Below are 23906 nucleotides of genomic sequence, written 5' to 3' on the forward strand. Positions count from 1 at the left end.
ATCATGCCGGCTTTTTCATGCCTGAGGTTCGGCCTACAGACTGAGGCGCATCGACAGGTCGACCGCCTTCACATCCTTGGTCATGGCGCCGATGGAGATGTAGTCCACGCCGGTTTCAGCGATCACCCGCAGGGTCGTTTCGTTGACCCCGCCGCTTGCCTCCAGCTTGGCCTTGCCGGCATTGATGCGCACCGCTTCGCGCATTTCCTCCAGGTTCAATTCGTCGAGCATGACGATATCGACCCCGGCCGCCAGGGCCTGGCGCAGCTCGTCCAGGCTTTCCACCTCGATTTCCACCGGCTTGCCCGGCGCAATGCGATGCGCCGCAGCCACGGCTTCGGCCACCCCGCCGCTGGCGGCGATGTGGTTTTCCTTGATGAGGAAGGCGTCGTACAGGCCGATGCGGTGGTTGTGGCAACCGCCGCAGGTCACTGCGTATTTCTGCGCCAGGCGCAGGCCGGGCAGGGTCTTGCGAGTGTCGAGCAGCCGTACTTGGGTGCCCTCGACCAGGTCGGCGAAGAAGCGTGCGCGGGTGGCGACGCCCGACAGCATCTGCAGGAAGTTCAAGGCCGAGCGCTCGCCGCTTAGCAGCGAGCGTGCCGGGCCTTCGAGGTGGAACAGCACCTGGTTGGCCATGGCCCGCTCGCCATCGGCCACCTGCCAGTGCACCGCCACCCGTGGGTCGAGCTGGCGGAACACCGCATCGACCCAGGCGGAGCCGGCGATCACACAATCATCGCGGGTGATGATGGTGGCCTTGGCCAGGCGCTCGGCCGGGATCAACTGGGCAGTGATGTCGCCGCTGCCGATGTCTTCCAGCAGCGCGCGGCGCACGTTGGATTCGATTTCGGCGGTGAGGTCGGCGAGGCGTAGGTTCGGCATGTTCGGCTCCACAAGCTAGATGCCGGCGATTATAGGGCAGGGGCCTGCGCTGTACAGCCGCCTGGCAAATGACCTTTGGTCAGGTCGCAAGGCGCATTTGGCGAAATTCACGGTCCTTGGTGTCCCACGAAGTGTCCAGATGAATGTGCGCTGGCAGCTGTAAGAGTTTTCCCTGATAATGGCGCCTTGTAATTGGCGTCATAGCTTTGACGATGCTGGCTCGGCGTAACTCAATCACACCCCATCAAGGAGTTCGGGATGCATAAAGAAGGCAAGGTGGTGCCCATGGCGGCGGCCATCGACAGAGCAGGGCGCATGCCTTTGCCTGGCCTTCCGGTATTGCTCCTGCAGGTGCGCGACAAGGCGGCGCTGCAATTGCGCATGGGTTTGCAGGCGCTGTTCGACAATGCCGACGATGCGCTCTTCGAGATGGCCGACAAGACCGCTGCCAACCCTCGCCAGCACCTGTACTTCGAAGCCATGCGCGACCTGCGCCTGAAGCGCAAGAGCATCGAGCGCGGCTTCCTCGACATCTTCTACGAACACTTCGCCCGCATCGGCCAGCTCGAGCCCCAGGTTCTGCTGGCGATGGCCGAGTCTTCCCGTGGCATGGCCCATGTAGAGCGGGACAAGGCCGTCGCCGGCATGGTCGACCGCGTGTTGTCGCGTGACGGCTTTGCCCTTGGGCAGTTGCAGCAACGTTTCGAGACCCTGCTGGAGCAGCCCCTGGATGAGCAGCGCAACCCCCTGGCACCTGGGCGCCTGTGCGAGTTCTTCCTGGAGGCGGGGCGTAACCTCGGGGTTGGTCTGCAGGTAAAGCTGATCCTGCTCAAGCTGTTCGAGCGCTATGTGCTGCGCGATGCCGACCTGCTGTATGGCGATGCCAACCAGCTACTGGCCGCCGCTGGCGTGCTGCCTGAGCTTGCGCCTGCGCCACGCCGACGCGCTGAGGACCGCCGCCTGGCGCAGCGTGCCCCAGGCGGTCCCGGCAGTACCGTGGACATCGGCGCAGACAGCGCCGGCCTTGCCTTCCTCGCCTCGCTCGAAGATCTGCTGGCGCCCGTTCGCGGACGATTCGCCCCGCGCGTGCAAAGTGTTGCCTCGGCGCAAACGATTGGCAGCGGCGACCTGCTGCGCCTGCTCACGCACCTGCAACACTACGTGCCAAGACCCTCCGAGGCCGACGACTTCGACCTCGGCCAGCAGCTTGAGCAATTGCTGCTGCGGGTCAGCGTGCGCAGCGGCAGTCGGCGGCGTATCGGCAAGACCGCCGAGGACATCATCAACCTGGTCGGTATGGTGTTCGCCTACATCCAGGCAGATGACAACCTGCCCGAGCCACTGCGCGGCCTGATCGCTCGCCTGCACATTCCGCTGCTCAAGGTGGCGCTGCAGGACAAGTCGCTGTTCAGCCGTGCCAGCCACCCTGCGCGGCGCCTGCTCAATGAAATCGCAGCCGTCGCCATTGGTTGGGAGGGTTGCGGCGAGGGCCTGCGCGACAGCCTGCAATTGCGTGTGGCACGCATCGTCCAGCGCCTGTTGAACGATTTCACCGATGACTCGCAGCTGTTCGCCGAATTGCTCGAGGAGTTCCTGGCCTTCAGCACTGAAGAGCGCCGCCGCAACGACCTGCTCGAACAGCGCACCCGCGATGCCGAGGGGGGTCGCGCCAGGGCCATGCAGGCGCGGCGCCAGGTGGAGCAGGCGCTCAATCAACGCCTGCGTGGCCGCGTGCTGCCGCAAGTGGTGTTGCAGGTGCTGGTACAGGGCTGGAGCCAGGTGCTGCTGCTGGCCTGGCTCAAGCACGGCGAAGGTTCGCCGGCCTGGGACGAGGCGTTGGCAACGCTGGACGCGTTGCTCGCCAGCACCGAGCCGCACCATCAGGCCGAAGCGCGCCAGCACCTGCTGGCACAGGTGCCCGGCCTGCTCAAGGCGCTGCGCGATGGCCTGGCCGGGGTTGCGCTGGATTCGGCGATGCAGCGTGACTTCTTCCTGCGCCTTGAACAACTGCACCTGCGTGCGTGCGCCGAGCCAGGCGCCGTGGACAACCTGTCGTTGCAGCTCGACGAAGTGCAGGTGCAGCAGGACATCATGCTGGCGATCGCCGAGGAACCGGCCTTCGATGCGCTGCCCCTGCAGGACGGCCAAGGCCCCGAGCTCAAGCAGGTACAACGGCTGCGGGTCGGTACCTGGATCGAGGTGGCCGACGAGGATGACCCGCTGCGCTGCAAACTGGTGGCGCGTATCGACAGCAGCGACCGGCTGGTGTTTGCCAACCGCACCGGCATGAAGGTGCGCGAGTGGAGTAGCCACGGCCTGGCGCAGGCGCTGCGTCGCGGCGAGGCGCGAGTGCTGGACGATGGCTCGCTGTTCGAACGGGCGCTGGAGGCCGTGCTCGAAGGCTTGCGGCGCGAGCAGGCGCGCTGAGCGCGGCTGCACAATCATTTACATGCAACGCGTGCCACCCCACGGCATACTGGCACCTCGTACCCAGCGCTCTTCAGGACCTTTTCATGCAACTGGACCGCTCCACTGGCTGGTTCTCCGGTGTCACCCACTGCCCTTCGCCTAATTTCAATGCCCGCCCCGACGGTGAAGCTATCTCCCTGCTGGTGATCCACAACATCAGCCTGCCGCCGGCCTGTTTCGGCACCGGCAAGGTCCAGCAGTTCTTCCAGAACCAACTCGATCCGGCCGAACACCCTTACTTTGAAAGCATCTGCCAGCTCACCGTGTCGGCGCACCTGTTCGTCGAGCGCGACGGTACTGTGACCCAGTTCGTCTCGCTGCTCGACCGCGCCTGGCATGCCGGGGTTTCGTGCTTCGATGGCCGCGAGGGTTGCAATGATTTTTCCATCGGCATCGAGCTGGAGGGCACTGACGAGTTGCCCTACACCGATGCCCAGTACGCCACGCTTGAACAACTGACCCGGCAGATTCGCAGTGCCTGGCCAGTGATCGGCCCCGAGCGCATCCGGGGCCACAATGACATTGCCCCGCAGCGCAAGACCGACCCGGGGCCGGCATTCGACTGGCAGCGCTACCGAGCTGCGCTGAACGATGAGGGCAATACATGAGTTTCCTGGTGTTGGTGCTGGTGCTGTGGGTCGAGAAGTTCTCGGCCTTGCGCCCGCGAGTACAACGCGACGGCTTCTTCCTGGCCGAACTGGCGCGCCTGGAGCGCAGTGGCAAGGTGCACCCCTGGTGGAGCCTGGCGATCCTGGTGCTGGCCCCGGTGGCGTTGCTTAGCCTGCTGCTGTACGTGCTGGAGCCGGTAGCCTATGGCCTGCTGGCGTTGCCGGTGCATGTGCTGGTGCTGCTGTACAGCCTTGGGCGCGGCGATGCCAAGGCCGCTCTCGGCCCGTTCCGCGATGCCTGGCGCCGTGGCGACCAGCAGGCTGCGCTGCATGTGGCCGAGCGCGACCTGGGCCTGGCGGCGGACGATCCACGCGACCTGCTGGCGCGGGTGCAGGGCAACCTGTTGTGGCAGGCCTACCAGAGCTTCTTCGCGGTGATCTTCTGGTATTTCCTGCTCGGCCCGGCCGCGGCGTTGGCGTATCGCCTGCTGGCCTTGAGTGCCGCGAACAGCCACCAACCGGCGCTCAAGGAGCGTGCTGCGCAGCTGCGCCATGCCTTCGACTGGCTGCCGGTGCGGGTGCTGGCCGTGAGTTTTGCGCTGGTGGGTAATTTTGTCGCGGTCACTCGGGTGATGCTGCACGAAGTACTCAACTGGCATATCAGTGCGGGTCAACTGGTGGCCCGCGTCGGCCGGGTAGCCGATGACATTCCGGAGGAAGAAGAGGAAGCCCAGCGTGGCCTGGGGCGCCTGGACAGCCTGTGGGAGCTGCTGCTGCGCTGCGCGGTGCTGTGGTATGCGGCGTTTGCCTTGTGGACGGTGCTGGGCTGAGACGCGCCGCTTAACCTTAAGTTACAAACCTTGGGTTCATTCTGCGCTATACAAAGCATTGGCCATTAATGGCTTAGTGCTACCCCGCAGAACAACAAGAATTCAAGGAGGTGACCCGTGAAGCTGCTGCTGCGTCCGGCCATCGCGCTAATGAACCGGCTGAGCTTCGGCATGAAGTTCAGCCTGGTCAGTGTCCTGTTCTTCCTGCCCATGCTGGTCACCAGTTTCTACCTCGTGCGCGATGCCTATCGCCAGGTTCACGCGACGGGTGTCGAACTGCACGGCCTGGGTCCGCTGGCCGGCAGCCTGGCCTTGCGCAACGACCTGGAGAACCTGGGCAACCTGGTGCAGGTCAATGCCGTGCTGGGGCAATCGGGCCAGGCCGGCGATGTCGAGGCACGTATCGGCACGCTGCAGGACAAGGTGCAGGCCCAGCTCCAGGCATTGCAAGGCAGCGACGAGCACCTCGAAGCCAAGCGCTTGGAGCTGGCCGGGGCCTTCGCCCAGGCCCGCGACGAGTCGTCGTTGCAGAACAAGGCGGCGCTGTTCGACAAGCTGCTGGCCCAGGCCCAGGTGTTCGGCAAGCAGGTGGCCAGCCAGGCCGGCCTGGCCCAGGACAGCCAGGCCTCGGTACGCCAGTTGAGCGAACTGCTCGGCAGCGCCACCGGCCAGGTCACCCAACTGCTTGGCGAAGGCCGGGCGCTGGGCGCGGTGGCCTTGGGCCGGGGTTTTATCGACTCCTCCGGCAGTGCACGCTTCGAAGACCTGCTGCAACGCCTCGAGCGCCTGTCGGCCGACTACGCCCTGCGCGTGGACGATGCACTGGCCGCCGATGCCAAGACCCCATCGACCTTGAGCGCCGCCGCCCAGGCCAGCCAGTCCACTGTCATGCAGGCCGCGACGCTGTTCGAGGACCAGGTGGTGGCGGCCGGGAGCCTGGACGCCCCGTGGCCGGCGTTCTATGAACAGGTCAGCGGGTTGATGGCCCAGACCTACCAGCTCAACGATGCGGTCATCGGTCACTTGCAGCAGCAGTTGCAGGAGCGTCTCGGCGAGCATCGCTGGCGCATGGTTGCGCTGGTCGTTGCCTTGGCCACGGTGTTCCTGCTGATCCTCTACCTGTACAGCGGCTTCTATGTCTCCACCCGCGAAACCCTGGGCAAGCTCGGCGCGGCCATGGACAAGGTGGCCGACGGCGACATGACCGTGAGTTTCCAGGCCAGCAGCCAGGACGAGCTGGGCGAGTTGGGGCGTGGCTTCAGCGAGACCGTGCGGCGTATCCGCGGTTTGATCGAGCAGGTCGGGCGCACAGTGGCCAGCGTCGAGGAACAGGCGGGCCAGGTGCTGGCGGTGTCGGCGCGCAGTAACCAGGCTGTGAGTGGCCAGCGCGAGCAGATCGAGCAGGTGGCCACGGCGATGAACCAGATGAGCGCCACCGCCCAGGAGGTGGCGCGCAGCGCAGCGCTTGCGGCCGATGGCGCGCAGCAGGTCAACCGCGAGAGCGCCAACGGGCGTGGTTTGGTGGAGCACCAGCAGGACAGCATCGCCCGCCTGGCCGGGGAGATTGACCAGAGCGTCTCGGCGATCGACCAGTTGGCCAATGACAGCCAGGCCATCGGGCGGGTGCTGGAGGTGATCCGCAGCATCGCCGAGCAGACCAACCTGCTGGCCCTCAACGCGGCTATCGAAGCGGCCCGGGCCGGTGAGCAGGGCCGGGGCTTCGCGGTGGTGGCCGACGAGGTACGCACCTTGGCACGACGCACCCAGGACTCCACGGAGGAGATCGCGCAGATGATCCAGCGTTTGCAGGAAGGCGTGGGCGCTGCCGTGCGGGCCATGGGCAGCAGCCACCAGATGGCGGCGGGCACTGTCGATGAGGCGCGCCAGGTTCAGCAGGCGCTGGGCAATATCCTCGCGGCGGTGGGGGGCATCGTCGAGCAGAACCAGCAGATTGCAGCGGCGGTGGAGCAGCAGACGGCGGTGGCCCACGATATCGACCAGAACATCGTGGCGATCAACCGCGCCGCCCAGGACACCACTGAAGGCGCCTGCCAGACCGAGGACGCCAGCCGGGCGCTGTCGGCGCAGGTGGTGGAGTTGAAGCGGCTGATCGGGGCGTTCAGGGTTTAGTTCTTCAGCGTCTGTACCGGCCTCTTCGCGGGTAAACCCGCCCACAGGTTCTGCGCTGTACTCAAGAGCGGCGCCGTACCTGTGGGAGCGGGTTTACCCGCGAAAAGGCCGGTGCAGCCAATACAGAAAACAGCTACCAGCCAAACAACCCACAGGCATTACGGGTACTGGCCTCGGCCAGCACCCGCGTTTCCACTCCCATCACCTCGGCCAGCGCCTCGGCAATCGCTGGCAGGTGTTCCGGGCTGTTGCGCACCCCCGGATACATCACAGGCGCCATGTCGGGCGCATCGGTCTCCAGCACCACGCTGTCCAGCGCCAGGCGCGGCAGGGTCTTGCGCAGGCGCAGGGCCTGGGGCCAGGTGGCTGCGCCGCCCAGGCCCAGGAGGAACCCGAGCTTGATGTACTCACGGGCTTCCTCGTAACTGCCCGCAAACGCATGGATGATACCGCCACGTGCCGGCTTGTAGCGCTTGAGCGTTGCGATCACCTGGGCGTGGCTGCGGCGCACATGCAGCAGCGAGGGCAGGGCGAAGTCGCATGCCAGTTGCAGTTGCGCTTCGAACAGCTCCTGCTGGCGCTGTTTGTCCAGTTCCGGCAGGTAGTAGTCCAGGCCGAACTCGCCCACCGCGCACAGTCGCGGGTCGTCGCGCAGACGCTCCAGCCATTGGCGCAGTTGCGCCAGATGTTCGGGCCGATGCTGCTCCAGGTAGACCGGGTGCAGGCCAAGCGCCGCCGGCAGGCGCGCATCGCCACAGGCCAGGTCCCACACCCGTTGCCAGTTGTCCTGATATACCCCCAGCACCACCATGCGCTCCACACCGCAGGCCTGGGCATTGGCCAACAGGCCTTCGCGGTCGCCGTCGAAGTCGGGGAAATCCAGGTGGGTGTGGGTGTCGATCAGGCGCATGGTCAGCCTGTGATGCGACGTTTGAAGGTACGCGGCACGGCGTGCACGCCAGGCACGTAGCGCTTGTCTTCGATTGCGGCCAGGGCCAGTTCCAGGGCGGTGGCAGCGATCTGCCCGTGTTGCTGGGCCATGGCATTGACCGGCAGGGGCAGGAAGTCCAGCAACTGGTTGTCGCCGAAAGTGCCCAATTGCAGCTGGCGCGAGTCGGCCGGACGTGCCTGCAAGGTGTCGAACACGCCTTGCAGCAGCACGTAGGAGGTGGTGACCAGCGCATCGGGCAGGCCACCCAGCTCGTCGACCAGTTGCGCCATCAGGCGCTGGCCGCAGTCGCGGCTGAAGGCCTCGCCCTGGTAGCGGCGAACGTGCCCATCGAAGCGCTGCATGGCCTCGTCGAAGCCTCCGGCGCGGGCCTGGCTGACCGACAGCTCGGGCCGGGCACCGATCAAGGCGATGCTGCGCGGGTGGGTGGCCAGCAGGCTTTCGGCGAGCTGGCGACTGGCCTCGCGATCGTCGCTGATCACCGAGCAGAAGTGTGCCGGGTCCAGGCGTCGGTCAATGGCGATCACCGGCAGGCCCTTGGCTTGCAGCTCGCGGTAGCTCTCGTCTTCGGCAGGCAGGCAACTGGCGACGAACAGCGCGTCGCAACGCCGGGCGCGGAACAGCGCCTGCAACTGGCGCTCGCTGTCGGCCTGGTCGTCGCTGCTGGCGATCAGCAACTGGTAGCCGCGCGCCCGCGCGCCTTGTTCGAGCTGCTTGGCGATGCGCGCGTAACTGGGGTTCTCCAGGTCCGGGAGAATGAAGCCGAGGGTGCGCGTATGGCGGCTGCGCAAGCCCGCAGCCTGCGGGTTGGGCGTGAAGCCATGGGCGTCGACCACTGCGCGAACGCGTTCGACGGTGGCGCTGCTGATGCGCTGCTGTTCGGCCTTGCCATTGATGACGTAGCTGGCGGTGGTGACGGACACACCGGCCAGACGCGCGATATCGCTAAGTTTCACCGAGTTTTCCTTGTTGTTGCCGAGTAGGCTGCAAAGCCTGACGGGGTAGTGTCGCGCAAAATTGTGTGCAAGAGCAGGCGACTATTGTCGCAATTGTCCGACAGAATGGGGCTTTTTCCCTGGCAGATTATCGAGTAACGTGGCCGCCTGGTCAGATTAAACGTTTCAGCGTGCTATTTTGCACTGATTTTGGCGGGGCAGGCCTGTGTGCCCCACGCTGCAAAAAAACGCTGGATTGCACAACAATAACGCAGTCCCAGCCCCGGAGACTGCAAGGAGAACGTCATGCTCGAGCTCGCCAAGGAGCAGATAGCCATGGGCCAGGTGGCCGCCGACAAAGCCGAGGCGTTGCGCCTGCTGGCCAGTCAGCTGGTCAGCGACGGCCTGGTCGCCGAAGGTTACCTCGAGGGCTTGCAGGCCCGCGAGGCGCAAGGCTCCACCTTCCTTGGCCAGGGCATCGCCATTCCCCACGGCACGCCCCAGACCCGTGAACGGGTATACACCACGGGCGTGCGCCTGCTGCAATTTCCCGAGGGGGTGGACTGGGGCGATGGCCAGGTTGTGTACCTGGCCATCGGCATTGCCGCGCGCTCCGACGAGCACCTGCGCCTGCTGCAACTGCTGACCCGCGCCCTGGGCGAGACCGACCTGGCCGAAGCCTTGCGCCGGGCAACCTCGGCCGAGGCACTGCTCAAGTTGCTGCAAGGCGCGCCGCGCGAGCTCGAGCTGGATGCGCAACTGATCGGCCTGAACCTGCCCGCCGACGATTTCGAAGAACTGGCCTGGCGCGGTGCACGCCTGTTGCAGCGCGCCGGGGCGGTAGAAAGCGGCTTTGCCGCACAGCTGCAACAGGCCGAGCCGCTGCCGTTGGGCGAGGGCCTGTGGTGGCTGCACAGCGAGCGCGGGGTACGCCAGCCGGGTCTGGCCTTCGTCACCCCGCAACAGCCGCTGCGTTACGCCGGGCAGCCGCTCAATGGCCTGTTCTGCCTGGCCAGCCTAGGGGCTGCGCACCAGGCGTTGCTCGAGCGGCTTTGCCAGGTGTTGATCGAGGGGCGCGGGCAGACCCTGTACCAGGCCGTCAGCAGCCGCGATGTGCTCCAGGTACTGGGCGGCGAGGTGCCGGCCGACTGGCCTGACGCCCGCGTAGTGCTGGCCAACCCCCATGGCTTGCATGCCCGTCCGGCCAAGGTGCTGGCGCAATTGGCCAAGGGTTTTGCAGGTGAGATCCGCGTGCGCGTGGCCGACAGCGGCCAGGCAGCGGTGTCGGCGAAGAGCCTGAGCAAGTTGCTGGGCCTGGGCGCCCGGCGTGGTCAGGTGCTGGAGCTGCTTGCCGAGCCGAGCATCGCCAGCGATGCGTTACCAGTGCTGGTGGACGCCATCGAGCAGGGCCTGGGCGAGGACGTGGAAGCTCTGCCTGAGGTGACGCCAGCGGCGATCGAGCTGGCCCCTGTGGCATTGCAGGCTCCCGCTCCGGGCAGTCACATCCAGGGTGTCGGCGCTGCTCCAGGTATCGCCAGCGGCCCGGCCCATGTCTGCGTCGAGCGCGTTATCGACTACCCTTTGCGCGGCGAGTCGCCTGGTCACGAGCGCCAGCGTTTGCAGCAGGCCCTGGCGGCAGTGCAGGCCGAGCTCCAGGCGCTGGTGCAGCGCAGCGACAAGGCCATCGCCGAAATTTTCGTCACCCACCAGGAAATGCTTGCCGACCCGGCGTTGAGCGACGAAGTGGCCCTGCGCCTGGCCCAGGGCGAGAGTGCCGCCGCCGCGTGGATGACTGTAATCGAGGCTGCTGCCCGCCAGCAGGAAACCCTGCACGATGCCCTGCTCGCCGAGCGCGCCGCCGACCTGCGTGATGTGGGCCGTCGCGTGCTGGCGCAGCTGTGCGGGGCGAGCGAGCAGGCCGAGCCCGAGCAGCCCTATGTGCTGGTGATGGCCGAGGTTGGCCCGTCCGACGTGGCCCGCCTGGACCCCGCGCGCGTCGCAGGCATCGTCACCGCCCACGGCGGCGCCACGGCGCACAGCGCCATCGTCGCACGCGCCTTGGGCATTCCCGCCGTGGTCGGAGCGGGCGAGGCGATCCTATTGCTGGAAAGCGGCACGCTGCTGCTGCTCGACGGCCAGCGCGGCAAGCTCAGCGTTGCCCCGCCCAGTGACGAGCTGCAACGTGCCCTGGCCGAGCGCGACTTGCGCGAACAACGCTTGCAGGCCGCCTGGGCCAATCGCCACGAACCTGCGGTAACCCGCGACGGCCACGCGCTGGAGGTGTTCGCCAACATCGGCGAAAGCCGCGGCATCGACCAGGTGGTGGAGCAGGGCGCCGAAGGCGTCGGCCTGCTGCGCACCGAACTGATCTTCATGGCCCATCCGCAAGCGCCGGACGCGGCCACCCAGGAAGCCGAGTACCGGCGTGTGTTCGACGGCCTTGGTGGGCGGCCGCTGGTCGTGCGCACCCTCGATGTCGGCGGTGACAAGCCCTTGCCCTATTGGCCGATCGCCGCGGAGGACAACCCGTTCCTCGGCGTGCGTGGCGTGCGCCTGACCTTGCAGCAGCCGCAGGTGATGGAAGAGCAGTTGCGTGCATTGCTGCGAGCCGCGGACGACCGGCCCCTGCGGATCATGTTTCCCATGGTCGGGCAGGTGCAGGAGTGGCGCGCCGCCAAGGCCATGGTCGAGCGCCTGCGCGCGCAGATTCCGGTAACCGACCTGCAGGTCGGCATCATGGTCGAGGTGCCCTCGGCTGCCTTGCTGGCACCGCAGCTGGCGCACGAGGTGGACTTCTTCAGCATCGGCACCAACGACCTCACCCAGTACACCCTGGCCATCGACCGCGGCCACCCGAGCCTGTCGGCCCAGGCCGATGGCCTGCACCCGGCGGTGCTGGCGCTGGTCGATATGACCGTGCGCGCGGCCCATGCCCACGGCAAGTGGGTGGGTGTATGCGGTGAGTTGGCTGCCGACCCGCAGGCGGTGCCAGTGCTGCTGGGGCTGGATGTCGACGAACTGAGCGTTGCCGCCCGCAGCATCCCCGAGGTCAAGGCCCTGGTGCGCCAGGCCGATCACCAGAAGGCCCGCGCCCTGGCGCGCGAGGCCCTGCAACAGGACAGCGCCGAGGCGGTACGGGCGCTGGTGGAGCGTTACTGACATGGCCAAGATCCTTACCCTGACCCTCAACCCGGCGCTGGATATCACCATCGGCCTCGAGCAGCTGCACGCCGGCCAGGTCAACCGGGCCCTGGCCCAGCACAGCCATGCGGCGGGCAAGGGCCTGAACGTGGCCCAGGTCCTCGCTGACCTGGGCCACAGCGTCACCGTCGCCGGCTTTCTCGGTCGTGACAACCTGCCGCCGTTCGAGGCGCTGATCCGTGGGCGTGGCTTTACCGATTGCTTCGTCCGCGTGGCGGGCGAGATCCGCAGCAACATCAAGCTGGTGGAGAGCGATGGCCGGGTCACCGATATCAATGGCCAGGGCCCTGTGATCGATGACCAGGCCCAGCTGGCCCTTCTGGCGCGCCTGGAGCAGGTCGTCGAGGGCCACGAAGTGGCGGTGGTAGCCGGTAGCCTGCCGCCCGGCATCAGCCTCAGTTGGTTCCGCAAGCTGTTGCTGCAACTGCGCTCCCATGGCTTGAAGGTGGCCTTGGACACCAGCGGCGAGGCCCTGCTTGCCGGGCTCGAGGGCGTGCCTTGGCTGGTGAAGCCGAACACCGACGAGCTCAGCGAGGTACTTGGCGTGCCCGTGCACAGCCAGGCCGAGCAGTACGCCGCCGCTACACGCCTGCTGGCCTCGGGCGTCGAGCATGTGGTGGTGTCCCAGGGCGAGCGGGGCGTGAGCTGGTTTGCCCGCGACCTGGTGCTGCATGCCCGGCCACCGGCTGTAAAGGTCGCCAGTACGGTGGGCGCTGGCGATTCGCTGCTGGCAGGCATGGTGCACGGCCTGCTGCAAGTCGAGCCCGCTGCGCATACCTTGGGCCGGGCCACGGCCATCGCCGCCCAGGCGGTTGCGCAAGTGGGCTTTGGCATTCGCGACCATGCGCAATTGGCGCAACTCGAAGCCGGCGTGCAATTGACAGAACAACAACCCGAGGGCTGCCGATGAACATCGCCATTGTCACGGCCTGCCCAAACGGCCAGGTCTCCAGCGTACTGAGCGCGCGCCTGCTGGCTGCTGCCGCGCAGCGCCGCGGCTGGGCCACCAGCGTCGAGGTGCTCGACGTCGAGCAGCCTGAGCGGCGCCTGAGTGCTGCGCAGATCGCCGAGGCCGACTGGGTGCTGGTGGTCAGCACCGGCCCAGTGGACCTTGCCCGCTTCGTCGGCAAGCGCGTCTACCAGAGCACCCCGGCCCAGGCCCTGGCCGACCGCGAGAGCTTCCTCGACGAAGCCCAGGCGAAGGCCCAGCTGTTGTCGCCTGGGGTGGCCGAGGCTGCGGTCGATCAGGTGAAGATCGTCGCTGTCACCGCTTGCCCCACCGGCGTGGCGCACACCTTCATGGCCGCCGAGGCGTTGCAGCAGGCAGCTGCGGCCCTGGGCTACCAGCTCACGGTGGAAACCCAGGGCTCGGTCGGTGCCCGCAACCCACTGCCGAGCCAGGCCATTGCCGAGGCTGACGTGGTACTGCTGGCTGCCGATATCGAAGTGCCGACCGCACGGTTCGCGGGCAAGCGCATCTATCGTTGCGGCACTGGCATCGCCCTCAAGCAGGCCCGCGCTACCCTGGAAAAAGCCCTGGCCGAGGGCAAGCCGGAGGCTGCGGCGGGCGCTGGCGATGCCGCGCCGCACAAGGCCGAGAAAAACGGCGTGTACAAGCACCTGCTGACCGGCGTGTCGTTCATGCTGCCGATGGTGGTGGCGGGCGGCTTGCTGATCGCCCTGTCGTTCGTCTTCGGTATCGAGGCCTTCAAGGAACCTGGCACCTTGCCAGCGGCGCTGATGCAGATTGGCGGCGAGGCGGCGTTCAAGCTGATGGTGCCGCTGCTGGCGGGCTACATCGCCTGGTCCATCGCCGACCGTCCGGGCCTGGCCCCCGGCATGATCGGCGGGTTGTTGGCCAGTACCCTGGGCGCAGGCTTTATCGGCGGCATCGTCGCGGGTTTCCTGGCGGGCTACAGCGCCAAGGCAATCGCCCGTTACGTGCGCCTGCCCAGCAGCCTGGAGGCGCTCAAGCCGATCCTCATCATTCCGCTACTGGGCAGTCTGTTCACAGGGCTGGTGATGATCTACGTGGTCGGCCAACCCGTAGCGGCCATGCTCGACGGGCTCACGCACTTTCTCGACAGCATGGGCACCACCAATGCCATTCTGCTTGGCGTGCTGCTGGGCGGCATGATGTGCGTCGACCTCGGCGGGCCGATCAACAAGGCGGCCTATGCCTTCTCGGTAGGGCTGCTGGCGTCGTCGAGCCATGCGCCGATGGCCGCCACCATGGCTGCGGGCATGGTACCGCCGATCGGCCTGGGCATCGCCACCTTCCTGGCTCGGCGCAAGTTCGCCCAGAGCGAGCGCGAGGCGGGCAAGGCGGCGCTGGTGCTGGGCCTGTGCTTTATCTCCGAGGGGGCGATTCCGTTTGCCGCCAAGGACCCTCTGCGGGTTATTCCGGCGAGCATTGCCGGGGGCGCGCTCGCTGGCGCGTTGTCGATGTACTTCGGCTGCAAGCTGATGGCGCCGCACGGCGGCTTGTTCGTGCTGTTGATCCCCAATGCCATCAACCACGCACTGCCTTACCTGTTGGCGATCCTGGCGGGCAGCCTGGTGACCGCGGTGGTGTACGCGGTCCTCAAGAAAGAGGAGCGGGTGGAGCTGGCGGTGGCGCCGGTGAAGGGCTGAGGTTTCAGCGGCGCTTCTGGCGCAGGGGCGTGAGCAGGTCGCCCAGGCCGTTGTGGTCGATCTCGTGCATCAGCGCCAGCAGCCCGCCCAGCTCGCCGGGCGGGAAGCCCTTGCGGGCGAACCAGGTCAGGTAGTCGCCGGGCAGGTCGGCGATCAGGCGGCCCTGGTACTTGCCGAAAGGCATGGTGCGGGTGACCAGCAGTTGCAGTGTTTCGGGGTTCATGGGGGTACCTCGGATAGCGGGCGTTGACCATACCGAAATTCGTCGTGCCAGTGTCGGCCCTTTCGCGGGCAGTGGCACCCCGCAATCACGTGCAAACTGCACGAGACCGCAAGGCATCATCATGCAGAAAGCAGCGTTGGATTAATCATCGATTGATTTCAACTTATTGATTTATAAGTCTTTTAATTTGAGTCGAGGCTTGGCACGAACTCTGCTCCACTGCTTGTGACTACCACCTGCCAAGGAGTTCAAGCCATGAGCAACCCAAACAAAGATGTAATCGACGTGCTCAACGACCTGATCGAGTACAGCAAGGACGGCGAAAAAGGTTTCAAAGAATCGGCCACGGATGTCAAGAACCCCGAGCTGAAGGCGTTCTTCGTCCAGCGTGCCGGTGAATGCGCCAATGCTGCCGCCGAGCTGCAAAGCGAAGTGCGTCGTCTGGGTGGCGACCCGGAAACCTCCACCAGCCTGAGCGGCGACCTGCACCGCGGCTGGGTCAACCTCAAGTCGATGGTCACCGGCAAGGACGAAAAAGCGGTGCTCGACGAGGTCGAGCGTGGCGAAGACCATGCCCTGAAAGCCTACAAGGATGGCCGCGAGAAGCTGGTGAAACTGGGCCGTACCGCCAGCGACCAGACCTACGCCTTGGTCGAGAAACAGCTGCAAGGTGTGCAGCGCAACCACGATCAGGTCAAGGTGCTGCGCGACGCTGCCCGCGCCCGCTCCTAAGCGTCAGGGCCCTCTACTCGGTTACGGCCATTGGCCTTGGCCCGGTAGAGGGCCTCGTCCGCTGCGCCCAGCACCCGCGCCAGGTCGTGTTGGGTGCCCGGGCTGAACAGCCCGATGCCGACACTCACGGTCACGGGCTGTTCGTCGTTGCCGAACGGCGGCAAGCCCTCGACGCTGGCGCGAATGCGTTCAGCCAGCAGCAGTGCCCCGGCCAGCTCGGTTTCCGGCAGTACCACCTGGAATTCCTCCCCCCCATAGCGCGCCACCAGATCCGCCGGTCGACGTATGCAACGCTCGATAGCGCGCGCCACTTCGCGCAAGGCATGGTCGCCACCGGCATGGCCGTGGCGCTGGTTGAACGCCTTGAAGTGGTCCACATCCACCATCAATACCGCCAGCGGCTTGCGATTGCGCTGGGCACGTGCCCACTCCAGGCGTAGGGTCTGGTCCAGGCGACGGCGGTTGGCCAGGCCTGTGAGGCTGTCGGTGGCGGCCAGGGTCGCCATGCCTTGCTCGGCGTCATTGCGCCGGCGCAGTTCGCGGCCCAGCAATGCGGCCAGCCAGAGAATGCCCACGCACAACACCGCGGTGGCCACGCCCACCAGCATGGCGGTGCGCCGCCATGACTGGAACACTTCCTCGGTGGAGTTCACCACCAGCACGATCAATGGCAGGTCGCCGACCCGGGCGAAGGTGTACAGGCGGGTGCCTTTGTTTTTTTCCGAGTAGGCCGTGAAGTTGCCACTGCGCTCGCTGAGGATGCGCTTGAAGTTGGCGCGTTGGCTGAAGTTCGTGCCGATTGTCGGGTCACCGGGGCGGTTGGGTTCGCGGGCCAGTAGTTGGCCGTCGCTGTTGAGCAGGTTGATGCTGCTCTTCTCGCCGATATCCAGGCGCCGGAACAGCTCGCCAAAATACGACAGGCGCAGCGCACCGGCTGCGACGCCGGCAAACTCGCCGTGGGGGCCTTCGATGCGGCGGCTGAAGCTGATGCACCAGCCCAGGTCGCCGAGCCGCGCCTGAAACGGTTGGCCGACCAGCAGCCCCAGGCCCGGAATGTTCAGGTGGGCCTTGAAGTCGGGGGTATCGGCGAAATTGGCCTTGCGCGCAATGATGCTGGTGGAGTCGCCGACCACGTTGCCATGTGCGTCGAGCCAGAGCAGGTCGCCGCGGCTCCGGTCGTTGAAGGCCTGGTTGAACAGCAGGCGCTGGCGCAGTTGGCTGGGTACTTCCGGCAGCTCGCTGCGCCCCACCGCCCAGATCAGCCCTTGCAGCGATTGGTCGTAGAGTTCGGCATTGCGCAGGATATCGCTCTCGATGAGCTGCACGATGTTGCCCGAGGCACGCAGGGCCGACTCCTCGACGCTGTCGCGCTCGCGCGCCAGCAGGTAGGTGACGATGCCGACAATAGCGAGCACGGCGAGGCAACTGCCCAGATTCAGGATCAGCTCGGGGTGCGATCGGCACAGGATCAGGCGCGGTGGTCGAATGGGTAACGTCATGCTCGCTACTGCATAAGCCCCTCTTTCCGTGAGGGTAGGGCTATTACGCGGCGGCGATATTCTAGGGAAGGGAGAATAGTCGGACAACATCTATAAAAAATGTCCGACAAAATGTGGTGTGCCGGTACGACCGGTCAACTGTCTGCGTGATCGTTCGTTTCGACCTTGGAAGCGGTCTGCTGCGAGGCATTTCCTGTCTCCTGGCGTTGCGCTGCATAGTTTTCCCGCGCCTGCTCATGGGCAGTGGACAGTTCGACGTTACGGGCGACGAAGGCCGCCGACTCTTCGGCCATGGCCAGGGGCGACAACAACAGGGACGAAAGGACGAAAACGCTGGCAACACTCATACATTTGGACATTTCAAACACCTTCTTGCGATGCAAGAGTTAATTGGGACAGGCGCAATCTAGGCGCGAACAGGCGGCGAAAACAGGCCAAATCCCGCGAAGCTCTGTTACTAAAAAGGTAATTATCGGTCCGGGCAGGGAATGGCGCTTAGCGTGCAGGGCCGGGTTATCGAGCGCTCGGCAGGTTGATACCAAAGGTATTGGCGCCGCCCTCGCTGCGTACGAAGACACTGCCGCCGTGCATCAGCGCAATGGCCTTGACGATCGCCAGGCCCAGCCCATGGTTGCCTGCGCCGCTGTTGCTGCGCGCGGCATCGACCCGGTAGAAGCGCTCGAACAGCAGCGGCAGGTGCTCCTCGGCAATGCTCGGCCCCGGGTTGCTCACGGCAATGCTGACCACGTCCACGCCAGCGTCGATGTGCACCTGGATCACCTGGTCGGGTGCAGTATGCTGCACGGCGTTGTTCAGCAGGTTGATCAGCGCGCGGCGCAGTTGTGCCTTCTCGATGGGCGCCAGGGCATCGCCGCTGACCTGCACGCTGACCTGCGCGTCCTCGAGGATGTAATCGAGGTAGTCCAGGGTAGTGGCCACTTCCTCGGCCAGCGAGGCACGGGTCAGGGCGGTGGCCTTGCTGCCCTGGTCGGCGCTGGCCAGGAACAGCATGTCGTTGATGATGCTGCGCAGGCGTTCGAGCTCTTCGAGGTTCGATTGCAGCACTTCCAGGTAGTGGTCGGCACTGCGGCCGCGGGTCAGGGCCACCTGGGTCTGGCCGATCAGGTTGGTCAGCGGCGAGCGCAGTTCATGGGCCACGTCGGCATTGAATGCTTCCAGCCGTGAGTAGGCTTGGTTGACCCGGTCGAGCGTGGCATTGAAGGCTTCGGCGAACTGCGCCAGCTCCGGTGGCAGGTCGTGGGTGTGCAGGCGCCCGTCCAGGCGCGGCGGTGCCAGCGCCTGGGCTTCGGCAGACAGCGCCAAGAGTGGCCGCAAGCCGAAGCGCGCCACCCAGTAGCTGAGCAGGGATGCCAGCAGCACGCCGAGCGCGGCCAGGCCGACGATGGCGACCAGCAGGCTGTGCTGGGCCTGCCAGAAGGTTTCGGTGTCGATGCCGATCAGAAAGCGCAGCGGCGTGCGTTCCCCCTGGGCTGGCAACTCGCTGACCAGCACCTTGTAGGGGTAAGGGCTGCCTGCCAGGTGCAGGTCGCGCATGCCGGGCGCGCCTTCGGCGAAGGCGCGCACCTGCTCGGTGGGCTGGCCGTACTCGAACGCAGGGTCGCTGCTGACCACCCAGAAGCGGATGCGCCGGTCTTCCTCGGCCAACAGCTTGAGCTTGTTGTGGATCTTGGCCCAGTGCTCCTGGGTGCCAAAGCGGTTCAGGGTGGATTCCAGCACGCTGAAGCGCGCATCCAGCTCGGCTGCCGGCAGCAGGTCGAGGGCGCGGTCGACCTGGCGGTACAGGGCGCTGCCGATCAGCACGAAAACGCCCAGCGCCACCAGGGTGAACAGCAGCGAAAGGCGCAGGGCGATGGAGTTAGCCTGCACGGTTTTCCAGGACATAGCCCATGCCTCGAATGGTATGCAGCAGCTTGTTGTCGAACGGCCCGTCGAGCTTGGCGCGCAGGCGCTTGATCGCCACCTCCACGACATTCGCGTCGCTGTCGAAATTGATGTCCCAGACCAGCTCGGCGATGGCGGTCTTGGACAGGATCTCGCCTTGGCGCCTAGCCAGTACGCTGAGCAGCGAGAACTCCTTGGCGGTCAGCTCCAGGCGCTGCCCGGCGCGGCTGGCCTTGCGTGCCATCAGGTCGATCCACAGGTCGCCGACCTGCACCTGCAACGGCTCGTGGCTGGTACTGCGGCGGGTCAGGGCTTGCAGGCGGGCGACCAGTTCGAGGAAGGAGAATGGCTTGCCCAGGTAGTCGTCGGCGCCCTCGCGCAGGCCATGTATGCGATCTTCGACCCGCTCGCGCGCGGTCAGCATGATCACCGGGGTCTGCTTGCGAGCCCGCAGCGCACGCAGCACGCCGTAGCCGTCCAGGCCCGGCAGCATCACGTCGAGCACGATCACGGCATATTCGCCCTCCAGCGCCAGGTGCAGGCCGTCGATACCGTCGCGCGCCAGGTCCACGGTAAAGCCCTGCTCGCTCAGGCCTCGGTGCAGGTAGTCGGCGGTTTTCTCTTCGTCTTCGATGATCAGCACACGCATCACGATGGCCTCAACTGGCGGTCGCCGCCGCAGGCGCGGCCTTGCGGCGATGGAACACACGCTCCAGGGCCAAGTATATGACCGGCGTGGTGAACAGGGTCAGCGCCTGGCTCACCAGCAACCCACCCACCACGGCGATGCCCAGCGGCTGGCGCAGCTCGGCGCCGGCGCCGAAGCCGAACATCAGCGGCACCGCGCCCAGCAGCGCGGCGAGGGTGGTCATGATGATCGGCCGGAAGCGTGTCAGGCATGCCTGGTGGATCGCCTGTTCCGGGCTCATGCCCTGGTTGCGCTGGGCATCCAGGGCGAAGTCGATGAGCAGGATACCGTTCTTCTTGACGATACCGATCAGCAGCACTACGCCGATCAACCCCATGATGGTGAAGTCCTGGCCCATGGCCCATAGCAATATCAACGCGCCAAGACCCGCCGAGGGCAGGGTGGAGATGATCGTCAGCGGGTGCACGAAGCTCTCGTAGAGCACGCCGAGGATGATGTACACCGCCACCAGCGCGCCGAGGATCAGCCACGGCTGGCTCGACAGTGAGCTCTGGAAGGCCTGGGCGGCGCCCTGGAAGCTGCCGGCGATGGCGTCCGGCATGCCCAGCTCGCGCTGGGTCTGCTCGAGCATGCGCACCGCATCGCCCAGGGCCACGCCGGGTGCCAGGTTGAACGACAGGTTGGCCGCCGGGAACAGGCCATCATGGGCGATCGACAATGGCCCGGTGCTGGGCGGGGCGACGTGGGCCAGCGCCGACAGCGGCACCATCTCGCCCGACAGCGGCGAGCGCAGGTAGAAGTAGTTCAGGCTCTCGGCCTTGCCGCGCTGGCGGGCATCGAGTTCGAGGATCACCTTGTACTGGTTGGTCTCGGTCTGGAACTCGCTGATCTGCCGCTGGCCGAAGGCGTCGTACAGCGCCTGGTCGACGTCGTTGGTGGTCAGGCCGAAGCGGGCGGCGGCCTGGCGGTCGATGTCGATGCGGGTGACGCTGGCGCCCAGTTGCAGGTCGTTGGACAGGTCACGGAACGCCGGGTTTTCCCGCAGGCGCTCGGTCAGGCGCTGGGTCCAGAGGTTCAGCGCCACGCCGTCGTTGCTCTTGAGCACGTACTGGTACTGGGTGCGGGTGGGGCCGGAGCTGAGGTTGATGTCCTGGCCGGCGCGCAGGTACAGGACCACACCCGGTACCTGGGCGAGCTTGGGCCGCAGGCGGTCGATCAGTTCGCTGGCGGTGACGTCGCGATCGCCCAGCGGCTTGAGGGAGATCCAGAAGCGGCCGTTGGCGATGGTCTGGTTGTTGCCGGTCACGCCCACGGCGTGGGAGAAGGCGCGCACGGCGGGTTCGGCTTCGATGATCTTTGCCAGGGCCTGGTGCTTCTCGATCATCGATGAGTACGACACGTCGGCCGCGGCCTCGCTGGTACCGAGAATGAAGCCGGTGTCCTGCAGCGGGAAGAAACCCTTGGGCATTGCCACGTAGCCGACCACCGCCAGGGCCAGGGTCAGGCCGAACACGCCAAGGGTCAGGCGCTGGTGGGCCAGGGCCTGGTCGAGGATCTTCGCGTAGCCGCGCACCAGGCGCTGGCCGAAGCCGTCATGGACCTCCTTGGGCGCGCTGCGCATGAACAGCGCGCACAGGGTGGGCGCCAGGGTCAGCGAGACCACCACGGAAATCAGGATTGTCGAGGTGGCGGTGAGGGCGAATTCCTTGAACAGCCGGCCGACCACGCCACCCATGAACAGCAGCGGGATGAACGCCGCGACCAGCGAGAAGCTGATGGAGATCACGGTGAAGCCGATCTCGCCCGCGCCCTTGATGGCAGCCGTGCGGCTGTCGTCGCCGGCCTCCAGGTGGCGGTGGATGTTCTCCACCACCACGATGGCATCGTCCACCACGAAGCCCACGGCGATGACGATGGCCACCAGGGTGAGGTTGTTCAGGCTGAAACCGGCCACGTACATGAAAGCGCAACTGGCGATCAGCGACACGCCGAGCACGCTCGACACCACCAGGGTCGCCGACCACTGGCGCAGGAACAGCGCCATCACGCCGATCACCAGCACCACGGCGATCAGCAGCGTCAGTTCCACTTCGTGCAAGGAAGCACGGATGGTCTGGGTGCGGTCGTTGAGCACCGACACTTCAACCGAGGCCGGGAGCATTTCCTGCAAGCGCGGCAGGGCTTCCATCATGCGGTCGACGGTGTCGACGATATTGGCGCCGGGCTGGCGGAAGATCACCAGGTTCAGGCCAGGTCGGTCGCCGGTCCAGGATTTGACGTAGGCGTTCTCCGCGCCGTGGATGACCTTGGCCACGTCCGACAGGTGCACGGGGGCGCCGTCGCGGTAGGAGACGATCAGCCGGGCGTAGTCCTCGGGGTGGAACAGCTGGTCGTTGGCGGCGATGGTCGAGACGCTGTGCTCGCCGTACAGCGCGCCCTTGGCCAGGTTCAGGCTGGTTTGCTGTATGGCCAGGCGGATATCGGCCAGGGTCAGGCCGATGGCCGCCAGCTTCTCGGGCTGGGCCTGCACGCGGATGGCCGGGCGCAGTTGACCGGTAATGTTGATCAGGCCCACCCCTTCGATCTGGCTGAGCTGGCGTGCCAGCAAGGTCTCGGCGTAGTCGCTGAGCTCGTTGCCGGGCATTTGCGTGGAGCTGACGGTGAGCACCAGCACCGGGCTGTCGGCAGGGTTGACCTTGCGCCAGGTGGGCGGGTTGGGCAGGTCCTGGGGCAGGCGGGCGGTGGCGGTGTTGATCGCTGCCTGCACTTCCTGGGCGGCGGTATCGATGCTCTTGTCGAGGGTGAATTGCAGGGTCAGGTTGGTCGAGCCCAGGGCGCTGGTGCTGGTCATCTGGGTCATGCCGGGGATGGCGCTGAACTGCACTTCCAGGGGCGTGGCCACCGACGAGGCCATGGTTTCCGGGCTGGCGCCGGGTAGCTGGGCGGTGACCTGGATGGTCGGGAAGTCCGCCTCGGGCAGCGGTGCCACCGGCAGGCGCGGGAAGGCGATGGCGCCCAGCAATACCAGGGCCAAGGTCAGCAGCAAGGTGGCGATGGGGTGGTCGATGCACCAGGCCGAGACGCCTTTGCGGGTGATCATGGTTGCACCTTTCCAGGCTGGATCCGGCGTTCGGCTACGTTCGGCGCAGGGGCGTCAGCGGCTACCTCCACCCGTGAACCTGGCTTGAGCCGGGACTGGCCGTCGAGCACCAGCCGGTCGCCCGCCTTGACCCCGGCGAGGATGTTCAGGGTGCTGTCCTGGTACAGCACCTTGACCGGCACGCTGCTGACCTTGTCGCCATCCAGGCGGTAGACGAAATGCCCGTCGATGCTGCGCTGTACCACGGTCGGTGGCACCACCAGGGCGCTTTCGTCCACGGCGGTGCGCAGGCGGATGGTCACCAGCTGGCCCGGCCACAGGTGGCCGTCGCGGTTGTCGAACTCGGCCTTGACCCGCACCGTGCCGGTGGTGGCCGACACTTGGTTGTCGATCAGCGCCAGGTGGCCTTGGCCGAGCAGGCTGCGCTCGCCGTCGGCGTCCATGTAGGCCTCGACCAGGGCAGGGGCCTGGCCCTTGAGCAGGCCTTGCAGGGTCGGCAGCATCTGCTGTGGTAGGGCGAACTCCACGGCAATCGGGTCGATCTGGGTGACGCTGAACAGGCTCTGGGTGTCGCTGGTGCGCACCAGGTTGCCGGGGTCGACGTTGCGGATGCCGACGCGACCTGTCACCGGCGAGCGGATCTGCGTGTATGAAAGCTGCACTTCGGCATTGGCGATCGCCGCCTGGTTGCCCTTGAGCGTGGCTTGCAGTTGGTTGACCAAGGCTTGCTGTTGGTCGAGGGTCTGCCTGGATATGCCGTTGTCGTCACTGAGCAGGCGGTAGCGCTTGAGGTCCACGCCGGCCACTTGCAGCTGCGCCTGGCTCTGGCCGAGCTGGGCGCGGGCCTGGTCGAGGGTGGCGCGGATGGCGCGGTCGTCGAGGCTTGCCAGCAGGTCGCCTTGCTTGACCCATTGCCCTTCCTTGACCAGCACCCGGGTCAGCACGCCTTCGACCTGCGGGCGCACTTCGACACTGTGCAGCGACAGTACCGAGCCGATGGCGCTGGCGAAGCGCGGGACATCCTGCTGCGCTACCGCCACCACGCGCACCGGCACGGCGGCCTGGGCCCGGGCTGGTGGGGCGTCCTGGCCGCGGACCAGCCACAGCGCCGCAGCGGCCAGGATGACGAGTGCCAGGGTGGCGAGGACGAGAGGGCGGGAAGG

Annotated in this window: 18 protein-coding genes; 8 read left to right on the plus strand and 10 right to left on the minus strand. The window is 66.3% G+C overall.

Annotated features, from left to right (window positions below; translation table 11 throughout):
• Positions 1–33: 33 nt before the first annotated feature.
• On the minus strand, positions 34–882 hold the full coding sequence (gene nadC / locus RAC97_RS23670; RefSeq protein ID WP_375102091.1) for a carboxylating nicotinate-nucleotide diphosphorylase: 849 nt from the start codon (positions 880–882) through the stop codon (positions 34–36).
• A gap of 258 nt (positions 883–1140) precedes the next feature.
• Between nadC and RAC97_RS23675 the strand changes: the two genes are divergently transcribed.
• The 4 genes from RAC97_RS23675 (at position 1141) to RAC97_RS23690 (ending at position 6919) form a co-directional block, all read left to right on the plus strand.
• Positions 1141–3309, plus strand: coding sequence for a DUF1631 domain-containing protein (locus RAC97_RS23675; protein ID WP_375102090.1), 2169 nt, complete (start codon positions 1141–1143; stop codon positions 3307–3309).
• An 86-nt stretch (positions 3310–3395) separates the two neighbouring features.
• Entirely contained in the window at positions 3396–3959 is a 564-nt protein-coding gene (gene ampD, locus RAC97_RS23680; protein WP_375102089.1) for a 1,6-anhydro-N-acetylmuramyl-L-alanine amidase AmpD, read from the plus strand.
• On the plus strand, positions 3956–4789 hold the full coding sequence (gene ampE, locus RAC97_RS23685) for a regulatory signaling modulator protein AmpE (protein ID WP_375102088.1): 834 nt from the start codon (positions 3956–3958) through the stop codon (positions 4787–4789). Before ampD ends, ampE begins: the two co-directional genes overlap by 4 nt.
• A 1425-nt stretch (positions 4790–6214) precedes the next feature.
• A complete protein-coding gene (locus tag RAC97_RS23690; protein WP_379671512.1) occupies positions 6215–6919 on the plus strand; it encodes a methyl-accepting chemotaxis protein in 705 nt (234 codons plus the stop codon).
• A 133-nt stretch (positions 6920–7052) separates the two neighbouring features.
• On the opposite strand, the gene RAC97_RS23695 is transcribed toward RAC97_RS23690, so the two are convergent.
• Together RAC97_RS23695 and cra are read right to left on the minus strand one after the other, a co-directional pair.
• Entirely contained in the window at positions 7053–7829 is a 777-nt protein-coding gene (locus tag RAC97_RS23695) for a TatD family hydrolase (protein ID WP_375102087.1), read from the minus strand.
• A 2-nt stretch (positions 7830–7831) separates the two neighbouring features.
• Positions 7832–8824 (minus strand): catabolite repressor/activator, encoded by a 993-nt coding sequence (cra, locus tag RAC97_RS23700; RefSeq protein WP_375102086.1) that lies wholly within the window; start codon positions 8822–8824, stop codon positions 7832–7834.
• 285 nt (positions 8825–9109) lie between these two features.
• Here cra and ptsP point away from each other — a divergent pair, with 285 nt between their 5' ends.
• Genes ptsP through RAC97_RS23715 form a run of 3 tightly spaced genes read left to right on the plus strand, consistent with a single transcriptional unit; the run spans position 9110 to position 14638 of the window.
• Entirely contained in the window at positions 9110–11962 is a 2853-nt protein-coding gene (gene ptsP, locus RAC97_RS23705; protein WP_375102085.1) for a phosphoenolpyruvate--protein phosphotransferase, read from the plus strand.
• 1 nt (position 11963) lies between these two features.
• On the plus strand, positions 11964–12914 hold the full coding sequence (gene pfkB / locus RAC97_RS23710; protein WP_375102084.1) for a 1-phosphofructokinase: 951 nt from the start codon (positions 11964–11966) through the stop codon (positions 12912–12914).
• Positions 12911–14638, plus strand: coding sequence for a PTS fructose-like transporter subunit IIB (locus tag RAC97_RS23715; protein ID WP_375102083.1), 1728 nt, complete (start codon positions 12911–12913; stop codon positions 14636–14638). Before pfkB ends, RAC97_RS23715 begins: the two co-directional genes overlap by 4 nt.
• Positions 14639–14642: 4 nt before the next feature.
• Here the strand turns inward: RAC97_RS23715 and RAC97_RS23720 are convergent, their stop codons facing one another.
• Entirely contained in the window at positions 14643–14861 is a 219-nt protein-coding gene (locus RAC97_RS23720; RefSeq protein WP_375102082.1) for a DUF3820 family protein, read from the minus strand.
• Between the two features lie 255 nt (positions 14862–15116).
• Here RAC97_RS23720 and RAC97_RS23725 point away from each other — a divergent pair, with 255 nt between their 5' ends.
• Positions 15117–15593 (plus strand): PA2169 family four-helix-bundle protein, encoded by a 477-nt coding sequence (locus tag RAC97_RS23725; RefSeq protein WP_375102081.1) that lies wholly within the window; start codon positions 15117–15119, stop codon positions 15591–15593.
• Here the strand turns inward: RAC97_RS23725 and RAC97_RS23730 are convergent.
• From RAC97_RS23730 to RAC97_RS23755, 6 genes are all read right to left on the minus strand, one after another.
• Positions 15590–17092: a diguanylate cyclase domain-containing protein gene (locus tag RAC97_RS23730; RefSeq protein ID WP_375102080.1), complete on the minus strand. Its 1503-nt coding sequence runs from the start codon at positions 17090–17092 to the stop codon at positions 15590–15592. The genes RAC97_RS23725 and RAC97_RS23730 overlap by 4 nt on opposite strands.
• A 134-nt stretch (positions 17093–17226) precedes the next feature.
• Positions 17227–17451 carry a hypothetical protein gene (locus tag RAC97_RS23735; protein WP_375102079.1) on the minus strand — a complete coding sequence of 75 codons (225 nt, stop codon included), beginning with the start codon at positions 17449–17451 and terminating at the stop codon, positions 17227–17229.
• Between the two features lie 154 nt (positions 17452–17605).
• Positions 17606–18994 carry a heavy metal sensor histidine kinase gene (locus RAC97_RS23740; protein ID WP_375102078.1) on the minus strand — a complete coding sequence of 463 codons (1389 nt, stop codon included), beginning with the start codon at positions 18992–18994 and terminating at the stop codon, positions 17606–17608.
• Entirely contained in the window at positions 18969–19643 is a 675-nt protein-coding gene (locus RAC97_RS23745) for a heavy metal response regulator transcription factor (RefSeq protein ID WP_375102077.1), read from the minus strand. Before RAC97_RS23745 ends, RAC97_RS23740 begins: the two co-directional genes overlap by 26 nt.
• 10 nt (positions 19644–19653) lie before the next feature.
• Positions 19654–22743 carry a multidrug efflux RND transporter permease subunit gene (locus tag RAC97_RS23750; RefSeq protein ID WP_375102076.1) on the minus strand — a complete coding sequence of 1030 codons (3090 nt, stop codon included), beginning with the start codon at positions 22741–22743 and terminating at the stop codon, positions 19654–19656.
• The coding region (locus RAC97_RS23755) for an efflux RND transporter periplasmic adaptor subunit (RefSeq protein WP_379671511.1) at positions 22740–23906 on the minus strand (1167 nt) is incomplete at its 5' end. The genes RAC97_RS23750 and RAC97_RS23755, both read right to left, overlap by 4 nt.

Source organism: Pseudomonas sp. LS_2 (genome assembly GCF_042709235.1).
In the GTDB taxonomy this organism is placed as follows: domain Bacteria; phylum Pseudomonadota; class Gammaproteobacteria; order Pseudomonadales; family Pseudomonadaceae; genus Aquipseudomonas.

Excerpts from the sequence above, each read along its gene's own strand:
- nadC (WP_375102091.1), bottom strand. The coding sequence starts at position 882 with ATGCCGAACCTACGCCTCGCCGACCTCACCGCCGAAATCGAATCCAAC.
- RAC97_RS23675 (WP_375102090.1), top strand. The coding sequence starts at position 1,141 with ATGCATAAAGAAGGCAAGGTGGTGCCCATGGCGGCGGCCATCGACAGA.
- ampD (WP_375102089.1), top strand. The coding sequence starts at position 3,396 with ATGCAACTGGACCGCTCCACTGGCTGGTTCTCCGGTGTCACCCACTGC.
- ampE (WP_375102088.1), top strand. The coding sequence starts at position 3,956 with ATGAGTTTCCTGGTGTTGGTGCTGGTGCTGTGGGTCGAGAAGTTCTCG.
- RAC97_RS23690 (WP_379671512.1), top strand. The coding sequence starts at position 6,215 with ATGAGCGCCACCGCCCAGGAGGTGGCGCGCAGCGCAGCGCTTGCGGCC.
- RAC97_RS23695 (WP_375102087.1), bottom strand. The coding sequence starts at position 7,829 with ATGCGCCTGATCGACACCCACACCCACCTGGATTTCCCCGACTTCGAC.
- ptsP (WP_375102085.1), top strand. The coding sequence starts at position 9,110 with ATGCTCGAGCTCGCCAAGGAGCAGATAGCCATGGGCCAGGTGGCCGCC.
- pfkB (WP_375102084.1), top strand. The coding sequence starts at position 11,964 with ATGGCCAAGATCCTTACCCTGACCCTCAACCCGGCGCTGGATATCACC.
- RAC97_RS23715 (WP_375102083.1), top strand. The coding sequence starts at position 12,911 with ATGAACATCGCCATTGTCACGGCCTGCCCAAACGGCCAGGTCTCCAGC.
- RAC97_RS23720 (WP_375102082.1), bottom strand. The coding sequence starts at position 14,861 with ATGAACCCCGAAACACTGCAACTGCTGGTCACCCGCACCATGCCTTTC.
- RAC97_RS23725 (WP_375102081.1), top strand. The coding sequence starts at position 15,117 with ATGAGCAACCCAAACAAAGATGTAATCGACGTGCTCAACGACCTGATC.
- RAC97_RS23730 (WP_375102080.1), bottom strand. The coding sequence starts at position 17,092 with ATGACGTTACCCATTCGACCACCGCGCCTGATCCTGTGCCGATCGCAC.
- RAC97_RS23735 (WP_375102079.1), bottom strand. The coding sequence starts at position 17,451 with ATGTCCAAATGTATGAGTGTTGCCAGCGTTTTCGTCCTTTCGTCCCTG.
- RAC97_RS23740 (WP_375102078.1), bottom strand. The coding sequence starts at position 18,994 with ATGTCCTGGAAAACCGTGCAGGCTAACTCCATCGCCCTGCGCCTTTCG.
- RAC97_RS23745 (WP_375102077.1), bottom strand. The coding sequence starts at position 19,643 with ATGCGTGTGCTGATCATCGAAGACGAAGAGAAAACCGCCGACTACCTG.
- RAC97_RS23750 (WP_375102076.1), bottom strand. The coding sequence starts at position 22,743 with ATGATCACCCGCAAAGGCGTCTCGGCCTGGTGCATCGACCACCCCATC.